Below are 16938 nucleotides of genomic sequence, written 5' to 3'. Positions count from 1 at the left end.
AGCAACCCCGGTAGCGCCGGTAGCGCCGGTAGAGCCAGTAGAGCCAGTAGAGCCAGTAGAGCCAGTAACCCCAGTGGAACCAGTAAGTCCGGTAGTCCCAGTAGAACCAGTAAGTCCGGTAGCCCCAGTAGGTCCAGTGGAACCAGCAACCCCAGTAGAGCCGGTAGCTCCAGTTATACCAGTGGAACCAGTAGGTCCAATATCACCCGTAGCCCCAGTAGGTCCAGTGGAACCAGCAACACCGGTAGCGCCAGTAACTCCAGTAACGCCAGTAGGTCCAGTAGAACCAGCAACACCAGTAGCTCCTGTTACACCAGTAGCTCCTGTTAACCCAGTAGAACCAGTAACGCCAGTCGAGCCGGTAGAACCAGTAACCCCAGTGGAACCAGCAAGTCCGGTAGGTCCAGTAGCGCCAGTGATACCCGTAACACCAGTAGCGCCCATAATGCCAGTAACCCCTGTAGTGCCTGTCACACCAGTGGAACCAGTAACGCCAGTAGAGCCAGTAGCTCCAGTGATACCGGTAGCTCCAGTAACCCCTGTTACACCAGTAGCCCCAGTAGCCCCAGTAGCCCCAGTAGCCCCAGTAGCCCCAGTAGCCCCAGTAATACCGCCAGTAGGTCCGGTAGGTTTTACAGGCCAAATTGGACAACTTGGAATAGGCCCAGTTCTACAACAACAAGGAAAAGAATTACATTTACTACATACTTGTTTTAGATAATTTCCAAAATGCAAAGTCTCACCTCCCCTCTCAAATATCGTATTCTGAGAAATGATAGAAGAGGTAGACACATAACTATTTAATAATAGTAAATAGAAGATTTGTTAACAAAGCTTGAAGATTTTTAAAGTCCTGCTAAACACTAATAAGTATTCTTTTGTCCTGTTTATTCTAGCAATTAGAATTTTTAGGAATCAGCCTGTTTTTTTAAGGTTTGCTCAAAATACTTTTTATTGTGTAAAACTTTTGCGTCGTTAGGGATAAAGGAACCGGCTAATTCATTGTGTGCGTTTGCGAGTTCGTATTGTTGTAGACGGTCAAATAGAACACAAAGCTGTAGGTGAGGAAGCCAAGTTGAGAAGCTTTTATTTTGAAAAGGAGCGTTAGGATTTTGTTTAATGATAAGTGCTTGTTCGTACCAGAAAATAGCTTCATAATTCTTATATTGCTCCATGAAATGATAACCTAGTCGACAACAGGCCTCAGGGCGGGGGACATCGTATTCAAAGCTTCTTAGTATAGCACTAAAATTGTTTTCCCGATCATTTAAATTTGAATAGCAATCCGCTAATTTAAAGCAAGCACGAATATTATCTTCCACCCAGCCTAGCTTTGACGTTAAAAATAATTCGTAATAGTAAATGGCTTCTTCAAATTGACCGTGATCTAGTAACTCATTGGCAAAATAAAATGTATCTCGTGGTGATAATGTTTCGCCAGATTCAACTAATGTGTTATATATCGTAATATTACGTGAATGGTCATGAGTGAGTGGTAAGTGACTAACCGCTATATCGCTATCTATTAGTTCGCCACCTACTTCCAAATATTCGTGGACAGCACCAATCCATTGGAAGCTTTTTTCTTTCTTTACTAGTCGGTTTCTTCTTATTAAAGCATCTACATTACCTTCACTATCGAAGCTAAGATTGTAATTCATTGAAACGGCATCAATAGTAGGGGAAAGAGAACTCTTTAACGCCTTAAATTTTTCTTGATCTTCTTCTAAAAAAACATCGTCTGCATCTAACCAAAGAATGTAATCCATCGTTGCTTGCTGAAAGGCATAGTTTCTGGCAGCGGCAAAATGATGGATCCATTCAAAATCAAAAATTCTATCTGTAAATTGAGCAACAATTTGTTTTGTACGATCTGTTGAACCAGTATCTACAATATTGATTTCATCTACTAAACCTTTAACCGATTCAAGACATCTTCCGATGACATCCTCTTCATTTTTCACAATCATACATAAGCTGATGGAAACCACATTTTATTCCTCCTTACCATTATCCTTGTAGTATATGTATAGAAGGAAGTATTGGCTGGATGAATACAACTGAAATGCTTAGTCTAAATTGTGAAATGTATTTTTATGGTTTGTCATAAATTTACCTTTCAAGTTTCACCCGAATTTCACAATTGTGAAGTATAGTAAAGGGGCAGAGGTGATAACGTTGAAAAAATGGGCATTCTTCATTTTTTCTTTACTACAAATAGTTTGGTTAGCGGGTTGTACTGAAAAATCGTATGAATCGATTGAGCGTGATCGAAATTTTATAGCTTCATTAAATATTCAAGAGCCATCATTGGACTTTATTGATGAAAATGGCCATGTAATAGCAAAGTGGTTATTTGATAGAGCTTACTCAGGGGCAACATTGCTAGGGGATGATCAAGTTCTCTTATACGGACACCAATTAAATACTATTGACGTCTATACACTATCAACAGGAGAAAAGCTCTATTCTCAAAAAGTAGAGGTTGGTACGACAAATGTTTATTATGATGACAATATCAAGCAATTTTTTATAACGAATAGTAAAACTAATACAGTGACAAGCTTTGATCATGAAGGAAACGTGCTGGCCTCCCAGCGGCTAGGTAATTATCCTATGTCAATGGCATCGTATAAGGATAAGCTGTATGTGATAAATTTCAAAGATACAAAATTATCTGTTTTAAATATGAAGGATTTACAAATTGAACAGGAGTGGCCGATCCAAAAGTCTTCACATGGAATAGCCATTGTAGATGAGACACATGAACTCTGGATAGGTGGACATGGAGAAGGAAGTAAGCCAAATAGTTCGGTTAAGAAATATGATTTGAGCAGTGGTCAATTGCATGGTGAAATAAACATGCCATTGATGCCAGTAGGGTTAAAAAAGACAAAGGATGCTGTACTTGTTGTAAGTCATGGTCATAATGAGTTATATGTTGCTGACTTTGATGGTCATATAAAATGGCAGCAGGAAGTAGGGGCAAACCCTTTTGTGGTCAATCAATTTAAAGAGTATATTGTTGTCGCTGGTTATGACGATCACAAATTGCACTTTATAAAAGATGGCCAGAAAGAAAAAACAGTTGATGTCGGGAAAGGTGCTTTTCAGCTGTTAGTAAGGGAGGAAAAACAATGACAACTGTATTAATAGTTGATGATGAGCAAGATATGCGGAACCTAATAGAAATGATGCTCAATAACTCTGATATTGAAACATTTACTGCTGCGAGTGGTACTGAGGCATACGATATAATTGTACGTGAGAAAATTGATTTAGTGCTGCTTGATGTAATGATGCCGCACGAGGATGGCTTTGTTGTGTGTCAAAGTATACGCGCTATGTCCAATGTTCCGATTATATTCCTGACAGCACGTGACGCCAATGAGGACAAAGTGAAGGGCCTTACTCTTGGTGGTGATGATTATATTGTTAAACCATTTACACATGATGAACTTGTCGCTAGAATTTACGCAGTATTAAGAAGAAGTGGTGCAAATATTGAGGAGCTTCAGCAAAAATATATTGTATTTGGCCCCATTAAAATAGATGAAATAGCACGTAAAGTATCGGTCGATGGAAAAAGCATCCCCCTTACATTAAAAGAATTTGAACTACTCCATTTATTTATGAAAAATCCAGGGAATGCCTATTCACGAGAGCAGTTATTAGAACGCATTTGGGATATTGATTATGTAGGTGGGACTCGAACAGTCGACACGCATATAAAAACCTTACGCATCAAGCTTGGAAAGGAAGCGGCTGCACATATTCAAACGGTCTGGGGAGTCGGCTACCGCTTTGATCCTGGCGAATGAAGAAGATAGCCACACGTATTTGGTTGTTAATTTTCGCATTTTTAATAATTACTGTTGTTTTTATGTATGTCCTCACGAATTTTTTATACCAACGTTTATATGTACAAGATACGGAAGATACAATGGTTGAGGTTGGCCTAAAGTTACAGACAATGTATAACAATGGAAAGGTAACGGATGAATTTATTGCAGATATTGAACGTTTTAACGATTATTCAAATTTAAATATATTTGCAGTAAGAAATCCACGTGAATTAAGTGCTTGTGTTCCATTTGATATAGATTATGAAACATTAATTGGACCTGAAGAAAGACAGAAATTACTTTCTGGTAGTTATGTGCAAAAAATTGGCTATGAACCTCGTTTCGATCGACAGCTAATTTCTGTAGTCTTGCCCCTTGTCGATCAAAATAGATTAGAAGGAATCATTTACATTTATTTCCCTCTAGCCAAGATCAGTGAATTAGCTAATAGTGGAGTGATTCTGTTATTTATTAGTGCTTTCATATTTTTGGTGGTTGTAAGTTATTTAATTTATAAAGGTATTCGGCATATTATGCGACCATTAAACGATTTGCAACTTGCTGTGGAACAGATGTCTTACGGGAATTATGAGACACGTGTACCTGTAAATTCGCGAGATGAAATCGGTAAATTATCAAGTACCTTTAATAAAATGGCTGAGGCAATCCAGCAAGAGGATGAAGCACAAAAAACATTTTTAGCTACTGTTTCTCATGAGTTACGAACACCAATTAGCTATGTAAAGGGCTATAGTGAAGCAATGCAAAATGGCATCATCACAGAAAATCAAAAAGAGGAAACGATTCAGCTTATTGTTCGTGAGGCTAATCGTATGGAGAGATTGACGAATGAATTACTGCAACTTGCCAGAACTGAAAATGAACAAACAGACATTGTAGTGTATCCAATTCCTCTGGGAGAGACTTTACGAGAAGTTCAAAAAATCTTAACACATCAAGCTGATAAAAAGAACATAACATTACATTTAGATGTGGACGATGCCTTAATTATTCAAGCAGATGAGGTAAAGCTTAAACAAATTTTCATCAATATTATTGAAAATGCTATTAATTATTCGTATGAAAATTCGAAGGTGGAAATGGTTGCTCTTGAAAAGAACGGAAGTGCGCAAATCACCATCAAAGATTATGGAATCGGCATCCCACAAGAGGATATATCACACGTAACAGAGCGATTCTACCGTGTTAACAAGGCGCGAAGTCGAGCAGATGGCGGGAGTGGACTAGGTTTATCAATTGTAGAGCAATTATTAAAACAGCTACAGGGAAGATTGGAAATAAAAAGTATTATTGAAAAAGGCACAATCGTTAAGATTACATTGCCGTTAATGGAGGATTAAAAAAATGAAAAAATGGTTATTTGCACTAATTGCGGTTCCTGCCTTATTGGTAGGCTGTGGAGAAAAAAAAGAAGAGGCTTTACCAGAGCCTGAAGTTCCACAAATACCAGAAGTTGAAATTTTAACACCAAAAGAAGTAGCACTTAATGAAACAATTGAGCTAGCAGCCCATGTTGAGCAGGGTGGTAAAAATGTTGATGATGCTGTAGTAGAGTTTGAAGTGTGGGAATCAGGGAAACGTGATGAAGGCCAAATGGTTGATGGAAAATTAGACAAAGATGGCGTATATAAAGCGACAACTACATTTGATCATGATGGGGTTTATTATATGTATGCCCATACAACAGCAAATGGTGTTCATAACATGCCTAAGCAAGAAATTATTGCAGGAAATCCTGATATGACACAAGTTTTACCAGAAGATGAAAAGAGCAATAATAGTATGGATAATAACATGATGAACCATGATAATGGCACATCTGACGATACTGATCAAGCTGAAGAAAAAAAAGATGAAGAAAATCATCATTAAACACTTGCAATTTTTTAAAAATAGGAATATGATAATGACCAGATGACCGAAATGGTTTTCTGGTCATTTTTATGAAAGTGTACTTTTGATGTACATAACCTAACAAGAAAGGGTGTTACTAATGGATCGTAGGCAGGAAATTCTTGAAGCAGCTGCAAAATCTTTTACATTGTTTGGCTACAAAGCAACAACAATGGAGCAAGTGGCAAAGATAGCTAATGTCGGTAAAGGTACGATTTATACATTCTTTGCAAATAAAGAGATTTTATTTCAGGAAATCGCTATGTCACTAGTTCGAGAAATGAAGGGTGAAGCGGATGCAGTGTTGGATGCATCAGCAAGCTTTATGGATAATGCACATAATGCTTTAATGAAAATGCTACAGTTCCGTGAAAAACATCTTTTATTTGCAAAGTTAATAGAGGAAGAAAAAGAACTACGTACACCAGCTGTTAAACAGGTGCTCCTACGCATCGAGACAGAAATTTTATCGTATGTTGCAGAGTTAATTCAGCGACGTATTAATAAAGGTGAAATTAGAGATTGTGATGCGGAGCTGGTTAGTTACTTGCTGTTAAAGGCCTATCTTGCGTTTGTTGTCGATTGGCATGAGTTACACGGTGATGTGATCCCTGAAGAGAAGATTCTTAATCTTTTCAAGGAGACAATCTTTCGAGGTTTAATTCTAACTTGATTCGATTTCGATATACACAAAAGTATCGAATCAAGTGTTCTTTTTGCAAAGGTTGAAGGGTTTATATTTTTTTTTGAACAAAAATGACTGAGTGACGTTTTCGGTCAAATAGTTTAGGAGTGAGGATATTATATGATTAAAGCTGAGTGGCTGAAGATCTTTAAAACAAGAAAAATGCTTGTCTCAATCATTGCTGTATTATTTATTCCAGTAATGTATGCGGGTATGTTTTTATGGGCGTTTTGGGATCCTTATGCAGGGCTTCCTAATCTTCCAGTAGCTGTTGTTAATGAGGATACTGGTGCTGAGATGGATGACGTAAAATTAGACTTAGGGGACACCTTAGTTGATAAGTTGATAGATAGCGAGCAGTTTAACTTTATAGAGGTCTCAAAAGAAGAAGCCGAAAAAGGTTTAAATAGCCGTGATTATTATATGATTCTAGAAATTCCAACAAATTTCTCTGAGCATGCTACAACATTATTAGATGACAAACCATCAAAATTGGTTATGAACTACATTCCAAACGAAGGACTTAACTTCCTTGGTGCTCAAATTGGTGAGACTGCAATGGATCGTGTCCGTGCAGAAGTAAATTCACAAGTTTCAGCAACTTACGCTGAAAAATTATTTGATTCTATCGCAACACTTGGTGATGGCTTTACAGAAGCCGCTGATGGCTCTAATAAGCTTGATGAAGGTGCCCAAAAAGTTGCGAACGGTGCAAAAGATTTAAAAGGTTATCTTGAACAGCTAGCATCAAGTACAGTTGAACTGTCAAATGGTACAGATAAATTAACAAAAGGTGCTGGAGATGCTGCAAAAGGTGCAAATGATTTATCTAGTGGTTTAGTTAAACTTCAAGATGGTACAGTACAATTACAACAAGGTGCTCAGCAAGCTGCCAATGGTGCAACTAGCCTTGAACAAGGATTATCACAATATACACAAGGTGTTGCAAAAGTGGGGGCAGGTTTAAACACTTTAAACGATAAACAGCAACAAATTAGTACAGGTGCAGCTTCTATTGCTGAAAATGCAGGTGCATTAAATGGTGCAGCGAACCAATTAACTGCTGGTTCTGCTAAGGTGGAAGCAGGCATTACAGCGTTATCCAACCAGTTACAAACGATGATGGCTTCAATGCCAGAGGAACAAGCAGCGGCATTAAAGCAAACATTAGCAGAGCTACAAGCAGGTAGTGCTAGTGTGCATAACGGTTTAACATCATTATCTGCAGGTACAGAAAAATTACAAGCTGGTGCTAATCAAGTAAGCTCAGGTGCAGGTCAAATTGCAGCAGGGCAAGCTGAGGTGCTAGCAGGTGCTAATGCTCTAACAGCAAAAAGTAATGCTTTAGTAGAAGGTGCCAAAGGTCTACAAGCAGGTAATGCAACATTAGCTGCAAAATTAGGGGAACTAAATGCGGGTGTGAATACAGCTGTAACTGGCTCTAAAACATTGGCATCTGGATTGAATGAATTAGCTAATGGTACAACGACATTAAATCAAGGTACATCTACCCTTGCTTCAAAATCTGGTGAGCTAGCACAAGGCTCAGCAACACTTGCAGATGGTTCTACCGAACTTGCTGACGGTACGTCTACATTATCAGGTAAGTTAGGTGAGGCAAGTGAAAAAGCAAATGAAGTAAAAGCTAATCAAGACACTTACGACATGGTAGGTAGTCCAGTTGAAGTTGAAAAAGAATCAGTCAACCATGTTCCTAACTATGGTACAGGTTTTGCACCATACTTTATTTCTCTAGGATTATTCGTTGGTGCATTATTAATTTCAATTGTGTTCCCACTTGTTGAACCAGCTATCCGTCCAAAAAATGGCGCATCTTGGTTCACAAGTAAAGTGACTGTTTTAGCAGTCGTAGGTTTAGTGCAAACAGTACTAACAGTAGTTATTGTTAAATGGGGTCTAGGACTTGAAGTAAATAACATGGGCTACTTTATCTTAACAGCATTATTAACAAGCTATGTATTTTTAGCTTTAATCCAAATGCTTGTTTCAATCTTTGGTGATCCAGGACGTTTCATGGCAATTGTTGTATTGATTTTACAATTAACAACAAGCGCAGGTACTTTTCCACTTGAATTAATTCCATCACCATTACAAGTATTTAACAAACTATTACCGATGACTTATACGGTTCAAGCATTTAAGTCTAGCATTTCTACTGGCGATACGTCATTCTTAATGCAAAACTATGGAGTTTTAGCTGGCTTCTTAGTAGCATTCTTAGCCATCACATTCGGTTATTTCATGCTATTGCATAACAAACGTTACTCTAAAATAGCTGAGGAAAACTAAAATAGTTGAAGCACTCACCAACTGAGGTGGGTGCTTTATTTTGTCTTTAAAGGGCAAAAAACAACAGCTGATATGAGCGTATCAGCTGTTGTTTTGTAAGTGTAAGAGATTTAATTAAAGGTTCATCAAAATATGATGAAGAGTGTCATTATTACTACGTGTGGGGCACGTAAATGACAATTACAGAATAGGCAAATGCTTATAGGTGGTTACATTTTTCACAAGTGTTGCAGTAGCATTCACTTTGTTCTTCAATTTTTTCACCGCACTCTGTACATTGCTTAGCAGGCAAATTCTTGAAAAATTCAACTACGTTTTCTAACATTGTGGACTCCTCCTTTAAGTTCATCTGTACTATTACTGTTATGATATTTTCTAGTGTATTATAACAGATGCTTTTCGTCAACACAAAACGCCTAATTTGCGTTAAAATAAATATGGATATTTTGTGAAGGAGGAAACGTAAACTATGATTTTCGTTGATAATAAAGGGATCCATGATCCGCGTGTTAACCTTGCTATTGAGGAGTATTTACTTAAAACTATGGATGTTGAAAAGGAGCCAGTGCTACTTTTTTATATTAACCAGCCATCCATCATTATCGGTAAAAATCAAAATACCATTGAAGAAATTAATACGGATTATGTAGAGGATAATGGCATTATTGTTGTTCGCCGTTTGTCTGGTGGTGGAGCAGTGTACCATGATTTAGGAAATCTTAATTTCAGTTTTATTACAAACGATGATGGCGATAGCTTTATGAATTATAAAAAATTCACGCAGCCAGTAGTAGATGCTTTAGCAAAAATGGGTGTGAATGCAGAGCTTTCAGGACGTAATGATATTCTGGCAGAGGGGCGTAAAGTTTCCGGAAATGCTCAGTTTTCTACACGAGGCCGTATGTTCAGTCATGGTACGTTGATGTTTGATACTGAAATAGATGCCGTTGTGTCAGCCTTGAAAGTCAAAAAGGATAAGATTGAATCTAAAGGAATTAAATCCATTCGTTCCCGAGTAGCGAACATTTCGGAGTTTTTAAAAGAGAAGATGACGATTGAAGAATTCCGTCTTGAAATTTTAAAATCCATTTTCGGTGGGGAAGCAAACATTCGTTATTATGAACTGACGGATAAAGATTGGGAAAATATTCATAAGCTTTCAGCAGAACGTTATCAAACATGGGAATGGAATTATGGTAAATCACCGCGCTTTAATATTCAAAAGACGCACCGTTTCCCAACAGGAGGTATTGATATTCGCCTTGAAGTTAATCATGGTGTCATCGAAGAGGCACATATTTTTGGTGATTTCTTTGGTGTAGGGGATATGACTGATATAGAACAACGCCTAGTTGGGACAAACCATGATAGAACGGCTATAGCAGAAGCATTAGCAGATATTGATATTCCTACATATTTTGGTGGAATTTCAACAGAAGACTTTTTACAATTAATTTATTAAGAAAAATTCGATTTTATGGAATGATTTAGCCTAAAGGTTCGCTGACAATTATGTCGTCGAACCTTTTTTTGATACAATATAGTTAGAAAGGAGTGTTGGTATGGAAAAGCATCGAATATTCATAGTTGAAGATGATGTGAAAATTGCATCATTACTAGCGGAAACGCTTAGAAAATATCAATACGAAGTTGAAACCATTCAAGAATTTGATCATCTTATAGAAGAATTTACAGCATTTAATCCACATATGGTGCTGCTTGATATAAATTTACCTTCATATGATGGCTACTATTGGTGCCGTCAGCTACGTCAACATACAACGTGTCCAATTATTTTTATTTCTGCTCGCTCAGGGGAAATGGACCAAATTTTTGCACTTGAAAATGGGGGCGATGATTTTATTACAAAGCCCTTTAATTATGAAATTGTCTTGGCTAAAATTCGTAGTCATTTGCGTCGTACATATGGTGAGTATGCTACAAGGCAAGAGGAGCGGACAATTAAGCAAGGGCAGCTTATTCTTCATTTAGAGAGGATGGAGCTGCATAAAAATGAATTAGAAATCCCACTCCAGAAAAAAGAGTGCATTATTTTAGAATTGCTTATGGGGAATGCCCCGAAAGTAGTAACACGGGAGCAACTATTAGAGGAACTTTGGGATGATCAAGCATTTGTCGATGAAAATACGTTGAATGTTAATATGACTCGCGTCCGTAAAAAATTAGCGGATTATCAAATTGCATCAACTATTGAAACTGTGCGTGGCGCAGGCTATCGATTCATATTAAGTGCGGGTGAATTATAGTGGGTTTGAAATTATTTTTACGTGATTATGCATCATTTATTGTATTTCAGCTCTTATTAGTTGGCTTCATCATGGTCTTATATGGACTAGATGGATTCAGAAATATCGATACAGCTATATATTCTTTCTGTATCAGTCTGGTGCTGCTATGTTCATTTTTACTTGTTCGCTATTTAATGCAACAACGTTATTTGTTGAAAATATCCCAGCTTCCAACAGCAATGGAGGATGTGTTACAAAAAAACGCCAAAACGCCAGAAGCAATGCAAACAGAGAAATATATGCATGAGTTATATCGACTCTATCAACATGAACTGCATTCATTGTACGCCAGTCAAAAACGTCATGATCAATTTATGAATCAGTGGGTGCATCAGATGAAAACACCCATCGCTGTCATTGAGTTACTGTTGCAGGATGATCGCCCTCTAGATAAGAAAAATGTGCAGGAGGAAATTGATCGTTTACGTAGAGGCTTAGACATGGTGCTTGTAAATGCACGATTAGAAAACTTCGAAGATGATATGCAAGTAGAGCAGGTTGCATTAAAGGCCATAGTGACTGCAACTGTTAATGAGAATAAACGTTTATTTATTACGAAAAGAGTATTCCCTGAAATTCATATTGAAGATGATCTTATTGTGGCGAGTGATTCGAAATGGCTTCGCTTCATTCTCGGTCAGTTTGTAACCAATGCAGTGAAATACACATTTGAAGCCAATAAAAAAATAGTCATTTCTGCTATTAAAAATGATGATTATGTACAGCTAGCCATTTGCGATGAGGGAATCGGTATTCCGGCTTCCGACCTTTCACGTGTTACAAAGGCCTTTTTTACTGGTGAAAATGGGCGAAAAACAGGGGAGTCTACTGGGATGGGCCTTTATTTAGCCAAGGAAATTTGCGAGAAGCTTGGACATGAATTGGCTATTTCATCAGAAGTCGGAAAAGGGACGATTGTTACAGTGACATTTACAAATTAGGGGGAGCTAGGATGACAGAAGTAAGCTTTGAAGGCTGGCTATTAAATATTGATAAGGAGAAAACAAAGTCTCTTTATATGACACATTTGCAAGAGGGTGATCAAGTATCTTATCAAAATTTCGTCATGGCAAATGAAGTGCTAAATGAAGAACTACTGCATTTTTCAAATATCCTTGGGTTAAACTTACAACAACCAACATTATTAAATGCGTTTCCTGTAGATGGTCAACAGATTATGTATAGTGGACATTACACTGTATATGGTGAAATTCTAGAGGGAGAAATGGATGCCTGGGATGTCATTATAGGAGAGCATTGTTTTAGTTTGGTAGCGGAAGAGTCCGTTTTAGGATTAACAGAGCCGTATTTTCAAATCGGCTTTGAAGTTGTATTACAGTGGCTTTTACCGCAATCATTAGAATTAATGAAGAAATAAGGTGAATTTAGCATGCCTATATTACAAATTAATGATGTGACAAAAGTTTATGAAGGCAAGGTCACACATCGCGCCTTAAATCAATTGAGCTTTGAGGTGGAAGAAGGCGAATTTTTAGCAGTTATGGGCCCTTCCGGAAGTGGTAAAACAACATTATTGAATATTATTTCTACTATTGATGAACCAACGAGTGGTGAGATAATTTTAGATGGCATGAATCCTCATAAGCTTAATGCAACGGAGCTAGCCTATTTTAGAAGAAGGCAGCTAGGCTTTGTCTTTCAGGACTTCAATCTTCTGCATATGCTAACAGTTGAGGAGAATATTGTGTTGCCGTTAACATTGGACCAGCAACCATTAGAGGTAATGGAGGAACGGCTGGCTAACATTGTCGATAAGTTAGATTTGACACCCTTCTTGCACAAGCGTCCAAACGAAATTTCTGGTGGACAAGCACAGAGAACAGCCATTGGTCGAGCACTTATTCATAATCCGAGCCTCATTTTAGCAGATGAGCCAACAGGTAATTTAGATTCAAATTCTTCACGTGATGTACTTGAACTTTTAACGAAAGTAAATAAAGATAAACGCACGACGATTGTGATGGTAACGCATGATCCAATTGCAGCAAGTTACTGTGATCGAGTGCTATTCATAAAAGATGGCGAATTTTTTAACGAAATTTACCGAGATGACCGTCGTCAAATGTTTTTCCAACGCATACTAAATGTTTTGAGCTTACTAGGAGGAGGGCAAGTAGGTGACCTTTCGACAATTCGCTTACCGTAATGTCGTACGGAACAGCCGGATATATGGTGCCTTTTTCATGGCGAGCTTTTTTTCTGTGGCTGTATTTTTTATCTATTCAATGCTGATGTTTCATCCTGATATTGAACGCGGAATATTAGGAGAAGTATCACTTATTGGCATGGTGGGTGCTGAAATTGTACTCGTCCTTTTTACGTTATTCTTTTTATACTATTCTATGAGTGCGTTTTTAGAGGCTAGATCACATGAATTTGCGATTTTATTGCATCTAGGAATGGAAAAGCGTCAGATGAATAAACTTGTCTTTCTTGAGACAATGATTATTGGGGCAGGCTCCATCATTGTGGGAATTATTTTTGGCTTTTCTTTTTCAAAATTCTTTTTCATGATTGTGCGGGAAATTTTACATTTGGATGAATTACCATTGTATGTTTCCTGGCAGCCGTTTCTACTGACAATAGGTGTATTCACAAGTGCCTTTGTCGTAATTTCTTTTATTAGTGTATATTTTACACGAGAGAGGAAATTACGAGATCTAATTAAAGGTAGCGATTATTTAAATAGTTTAACAACCTATTCCAAAATTCGGGCTATATACGGTATTACTTTAATTTTAGGGACTTATATTCTAGCGTTTGTTGTGGGGCATACATCTTTAATAGGACTAACGCTATTAATCCCATTTTCAGCAACATTTGGTACTTATTATTTTTTCAGCGATTCTGTTCCATGTCTTTTAGACTTAGCACGGGGTAAACGTAAATTTCATTGGCAACGTTATCGTCTGCTCTCACTTGCTGAGCAAACTCATATTATGATGGATAATGTGAAAATGTTTTTTGTTGTTACTATGGTGTCCACACTCGCATTTTTATCTGTAGGTGTATTAGCAACAATGTCTTCTTACACAACTCAATATGATCGTTTAAATCCATTGGGTTTAGTTTATAAGGGAGATATCGATAATCCTTATGAGAGAGAGCATATAAATTCTTTGCGTCTGCAATTAGAAGACAAGGGGTTATCCTATCAGCTGTCCCGCTTTGTTGTTGTTAAGCAAACATCTTCTTTCACACAAAATGAAGTAGAGGTTTTTCGTGAGTCTGATATGAATGTCTTGCTATCTTCCTATAGTTATCCACTTCTAAATCTTGGCTCCGGTGAAGCGGTATTTATTCCTTATTCAGAGGATTCTCTAAAAAAATTAAAAAATAGAGTTGTGCATACAGTGCTTGAAGAAAATTCGATACCAATTACGATTGATAGTGTTTATCCAAAGATTGTGTTTCCTGGTTCAATTGTAAGTGTAAATTCGATCGTTATTAGTGATGAGGATTTTGCAAAGCTTATTCATCCTATTTCTGAGAAAAACATTATTCAACCAAGCTATCATTTATTTACATTTGTCATTCCACAGTGGATGGAAACAAAGGAAGTCGGTAAGGACATAGATTATTTAGAATCCAATTTATATTTTCTTAAAAAGGATAAATTTAGTCCATTCTACTTTGAAAATGCCGGTTTAAATTATTCTTATATATTAGCTACCTACTCATTATTTACATTAGTGGGGGTTTTAGTAGCTACCGTATTCTTACTAGCTGCAGGAAGTTTTATCTATTTTAAATTGCATACGTCACTAGAGAGAGAAAAGCGTAAATTCGATGTGTTAAAGCGTATGGGTTTAACGGAAATAGAGTTAAAGAAGCTTGTTAACCGCCATTTATTTCCTCAATTTTTCTTACCATGGGGCGTTGCCATGATGCACAGTGCCTTTGCGTTTCTAATGGTACAGGGCATTTTGAAAGATATCGCGAATATTTCTATTGTCAAAGAAGTATTCTTTGCTTTTGGCTTTTTTGTATTAATACAAGTAGTGTATTTTTATTTAATTCGTTGGCGATACATTTCTCATATTCGTTCGTAATGTATTTGTTTAAAAGAGAAAAAAATGAATTATTTAACGTAATATATGACATGAAATAAAAAGACTCATTGTTTTTTACATATATTTCTTATATAATATTACTGAATAACGATTCATTTTATACGATAAGGGGATGGTGTAATTGAATTTAGTTTCACGTGTTCGTCAACAGGCAACAGAACAGCCGGAAAAAGTTGCGTATCATTTTATGGGGAAAGATACGACATACGGAGAATTCGAGCAAACAGTTGGTCGTTTTGCAAAGGGGTTACAAGATTTAGGAGTTGAAAAAGGGGATCATGTGGCGTTTTTACTCGGCAATACTCCACATTATTTAATTGCTTTGTATGCAACAATGCGTTTAGGGGCAACGGCAATCCCTGTTAACCCAATTTATACACCAGATGAAATTTCTTATATTTTGCATAATGGCGATGTAAAAGCGGTCATTGCGCTGGATCTTTTGCTGCCATTGGTGGAAAAAGGTGTACAAGCATTTCCACAGGTAAAAGCATTTGTAGTCTGTGAAACAACGGCAGATGTAGCGGAAAAAGTAGCGACTTTATCACCAAGTGCGCAAGAAAAAACCTATTTATTTACACAAATCGTCGCAAATACTTCTCAATCTTTACAACCTGTTGAAGTGTCAGATGATGACAATGCTATTATTTTATATACTTCGGGCACTACTGGCACTCCAAAAGGAGCGATGCTTACGCATGAAAATGTCTATTCAAATGCTCGTGATGTTGCCCATTATTTAGGTATCCAAGAAAAGGACCGTGTCATTGCCACGTTACCTGTATTCCATGTCTTTGCTTTAACAGTTGTTGTGAATGCGCCATTATTAAGTGGAGCAACAGTTTTACTAGCACCTAGATTTAGCCCTACAGAAATTTTTGCTTTAGCACGAGAGCAAGAAGCAACCGTCTTTGCTGGGGTACCAACTATGTATAATTTCTTATACCAGTTACCTGAAGGCAATCCAGAAGATTTCTCGACAATTCGTTTAGCTATTTCAGGTGGAGCTTCTTTACCTGTTGCACTATTACATAATTTCGAGCAGAAATTTAATGTGCGTGTGTCAGAAGGATATGGCTTGTCAGAGGCATCACCTGTGACATGCTTTAATCCTTTGGATCGTGACCGTAAAGCTGGATCTATTGGTACATCGATTAGCAATGTGGAAAATAGAGTTGTTGATGTAAACGGTCAGGAAGTACCTGTTGGCGAGGTTGGGGAGTTAATTGTACGTGGCCCTAACGTAATGAAGGGGTATTATAAAATGCCAGAGGAAACAGCTATGGCAATCCGCGATGGCTGGCTCTATACAGGGGATTTAGCGAGAGTGGATGACGAAGGCTATTTTTACATTGTCGATCGTAAAAAAGATATGATCATTGTAGGAGGCTTTAATGTCTATCCTAGAGAGGTCGAGGAAGTATTGTTTGCCCATAATAACATTGTAGAGGCAGCGGTAGTTGGATTCCCTGATCCTAACTTAGGAGAGGCGGTTCATGCATATGTTGTATTAAAAGAGGTGGCGGCCACTACGACGGAAGATCTTCTATCGTATTGTGGTAAGCATATGGTGAAATATAAGGTTCCTAAGGTCATTGAAATTATGGACGAATTACCTAAAAATACGACTGGAAAAATACTTCGCCGTTCCTTAAAAGAAAAAGTATAAAACGAAAAAAGCTACTATTGAAAAATGGTAGCTCTTTTTTTGTGTACATTATTCGTATAATAGTAAAATGAGTTGAGGTAAGTTATCTGTAAGTGATAAAATCAAACTTGTG

At 37.4% G+C, this 16938-nt stretch carries 15 protein-coding genes and 1 pseudogene; 13 read left to right on the top strand and 3 right to left on the bottom strand.

Translation table 11 applies throughout. The features are described from left to right. Positions 1-660 (bottom strand): annotated as a pseudogene (locus tag B3D94_RS04115) (collagen-like protein); the annotation flags it as partial. Positions 661-908: 248 nt separating this feature from the next. Further along, positions 909-1991 carry a glycosyltransferase family 2 protein gene (locus B3D94_RS04110; RefSeq protein WP_069482599.1) on the bottom strand — a complete coding sequence of 361 codons (1083 nt, stop codon included), beginning with the start codon at positions 1989-1991 and terminating at the stop codon, positions 909-911. A gap of 178 nt (positions 1992-2169) precedes the next feature. Between B3D94_RS04110 and B3D94_RS04105 the strand changes: the two genes are divergently transcribed. From B3D94_RS04105 to B3D94_RS04080, 6 genes are all read left to right on the top strand, one after another. Further along, positions 2170-3141 carry a YncE family protein gene (locus B3D94_RS04105; RefSeq protein ID WP_291754998.1) on the top strand — a complete coding sequence of 324 codons (972 nt, stop codon included), beginning with the start codon at positions 2170-2172 and terminating at the stop codon, positions 3139-3141. Then, on the top strand, positions 3138-3821 hold the full coding sequence (locus B3D94_RS04100; RefSeq protein ID WP_069482597.1) for a response regulator transcription factor: 684 nt from the start codon (positions 3138-3140) through the stop codon (positions 3819-3821). The genes B3D94_RS04105 and B3D94_RS04100 overlap by 4 nt, the downstream gene beginning before the upstream one ends. Further along, the gene (locus tag B3D94_RS04095; RefSeq protein WP_008173302.1) at positions 3818-5206 is read left to right on the top strand and encodes a sensor histidine kinase; all 1389 of its coding nucleotides are present in this window, start codon (positions 3818-3820) and stop codon (positions 5204-5206) included. Before B3D94_RS04100 ends, B3D94_RS04095 begins: the two co-directional genes overlap by 4 nt. A 4-nt stretch (positions 5207-5210) precedes the next feature. Further along, entirely contained in the window at positions 5211-5738 is a 528-nt protein-coding gene (locus B3D94_RS04090) for a FixH family protein (protein WP_069482596.1), read from the top strand. 121 nt (positions 5739-5859) lie between these two features. Beyond that, the gene (locus B3D94_RS04085; protein ID WP_008173298.1) at positions 5860-6432 is read left to right on the top strand and encodes a TetR/AcrR family transcriptional regulator; all 573 of its coding nucleotides are present in this window, start codon (positions 5860-5862) and stop codon (positions 6430-6432) included. Between the two features lie 132 nt (positions 6433-6564). Beyond that, positions 6565-8754, top strand: a complete 2190-nt coding sequence (locus B3D94_RS04080) for a YhgE/Pip domain-containing protein (protein WP_069482595.1) — start codon at positions 6565-6567, stop codon at positions 8752-8754. Positions 8755-8953: 199 nt separating this feature from the next. Here the strand turns inward: B3D94_RS04080 and yhfH are convergent, their stop codons facing one another. Further along, positions 8954-9079: a protein YhfH gene (gene yhfH / locus B3D94_RS04075; protein WP_008173294.1), complete on the bottom strand. Its 126-nt coding sequence runs from the start codon at positions 9077-9079 to the stop codon at positions 8954-8956. Between the two features lie 144 nt (positions 9080-9223). On the opposite strand from yhfH, the gene B3D94_RS04070 reads away from it, so the two are divergent. The 7 genes from B3D94_RS04070 to B3D94_RS04040 all read left to right on the top strand — a co-directional run bounded on the left by B3D94_RS04070 (position 9224) and on the right by B3D94_RS04040 (position 16826). Next, positions 9224-10216 carry a lipoate--protein ligase gene (locus B3D94_RS04070; protein ID WP_069482594.1) on the top strand — a complete coding sequence of 331 codons (993 nt, stop codon included), beginning with the start codon at positions 9224-9226 and terminating at the stop codon, positions 10214-10216. Positions 10217-10316: 100 nt separating this feature from the next. Next, the gene (locus B3D94_RS04065; RefSeq protein WP_008173292.1) at positions 10317-11021 is read left to right on the top strand and encodes a response regulator transcription factor; all 705 of its coding nucleotides are present in this window, start codon (positions 10317-10319) and stop codon (positions 11019-11021) included. Beyond that, a complete protein-coding gene (locus B3D94_RS04060; protein ID WP_069482593.1) occupies positions 11021-12004 on the top strand; it encodes a sensor histidine kinase in 984 nt (327 codons plus the stop codon). The genes B3D94_RS04065 and B3D94_RS04060 overlap by 1 nt, the downstream gene beginning before the upstream one ends. 11 nt (positions 12005-12015) lie before the next feature. Further along, on the top strand, positions 12016-12441 hold the full coding sequence (locus B3D94_RS04055; RefSeq protein WP_069482592.1) for a hypothetical protein: 426 nt from the start codon (positions 12016-12018) through the stop codon (positions 12439-12441). A gap of 12 nt (positions 12442-12453) precedes the next feature. Next, positions 12454-13230: an ABC transporter ATP-binding protein gene (locus tag B3D94_RS04050; protein WP_069482591.1), complete on the top strand. Its 777-nt coding sequence runs from the start codon at positions 12454-12456 to the stop codon at positions 13228-13230. Continuing rightward, positions 13202-15136, top strand: a complete 1935-nt coding sequence (locus B3D94_RS04045) for an FtsX-like permease family protein (RefSeq protein WP_069482590.1) — start codon at positions 13202-13204, stop codon at positions 15134-15136. Before B3D94_RS04050 ends, B3D94_RS04045 begins: the two co-directional genes overlap by 29 nt. 142 nt (positions 15137-15278) lie before the next feature. Continuing rightward, on the top strand, positions 15279-16826 hold the full coding sequence (locus B3D94_RS04040; protein ID WP_069482589.1) for a fatty acid--CoA ligase family protein: 1548 nt from the start codon (positions 15279-15281) through the stop codon (positions 16824-16826). Positions 16827-16938: the final 112 nt, after the last annotated feature.

The organism is Lysinibacillus sp. UBA5990, assembly GCF_002429815.1.
Classification (GTDB): Bacteria; Bacillota; Bacilli; order Bacillales_A; family Planococcaceae; genus Lysinibacillus; species Lysinibacillus fusiformis.
Note: the sequence above shows the minus strand (reverse complement) of the source record. Positions and strands in the feature narration are given on the sequence as shown.

What these genes read in the sequence shown, in the direction of transcription:
- yhfH (WP_008173294.1), bottom strand. Translation starts at nt 9,079, where the DNA reads ATGTTAGAAAACGTAGTTGAATTTTTCAAGAATTTGCCTGCTAAGCAA.
- B3D94_RS04050 (WP_069482591.1), top strand. Translation starts at nt 12,454, where the DNA reads ATGCCTATATTACAAATTAATGATGTGACAAAAGTTTATGAAGGCAAG.
- B3D94_RS04085 (WP_008173298.1), top strand. Translation starts at nt 5,860, where the DNA reads ATGGATCGTAGGCAGGAAATTCTTGAAGCAGCTGCAAAATCTTTTACA.
- B3D94_RS04080 (WP_069482595.1), top strand. Translation starts at nt 6,565, where the DNA reads ATGATTAAAGCTGAGTGGCTGAAGATCTTTAAAACAAGAAAAATGCTT.
- B3D94_RS04100 (WP_069482597.1), top strand. Translation starts at nt 3,138, where the DNA reads ATGACAACTGTATTAATAGTTGATGATGAGCAAGATATGCGGAACCTA.
- B3D94_RS04095 (WP_008173302.1), top strand. Translation starts at nt 3,818, where the DNA reads ATGAAGAAGATAGCCACACGTATTTGGTTGTTAATTTTCGCATTTTTA.
- B3D94_RS04065 (WP_008173292.1), top strand. Translation starts at nt 10,317, where the DNA reads ATGGAAAAGCATCGAATATTCATAGTTGAAGATGATGTGAAAATTGCA.
- B3D94_RS04070 (WP_069482594.1), top strand. Translation starts at nt 9,224, where the DNA reads ATGATTTTCGTTGATAATAAAGGGATCCATGATCCGCGTGTTAACCTT.
- B3D94_RS04090 (WP_069482596.1), top strand. Translation starts at nt 5,211, where the DNA reads ATGAAAAAATGGTTATTTGCACTAATTGCGGTTCCTGCCTTATTGGTA.
- B3D94_RS04055 (WP_069482592.1), top strand. Translation starts at nt 12,016, where the DNA reads ATGACAGAAGTAAGCTTTGAAGGCTGGCTATTAAATATTGATAAGGAG.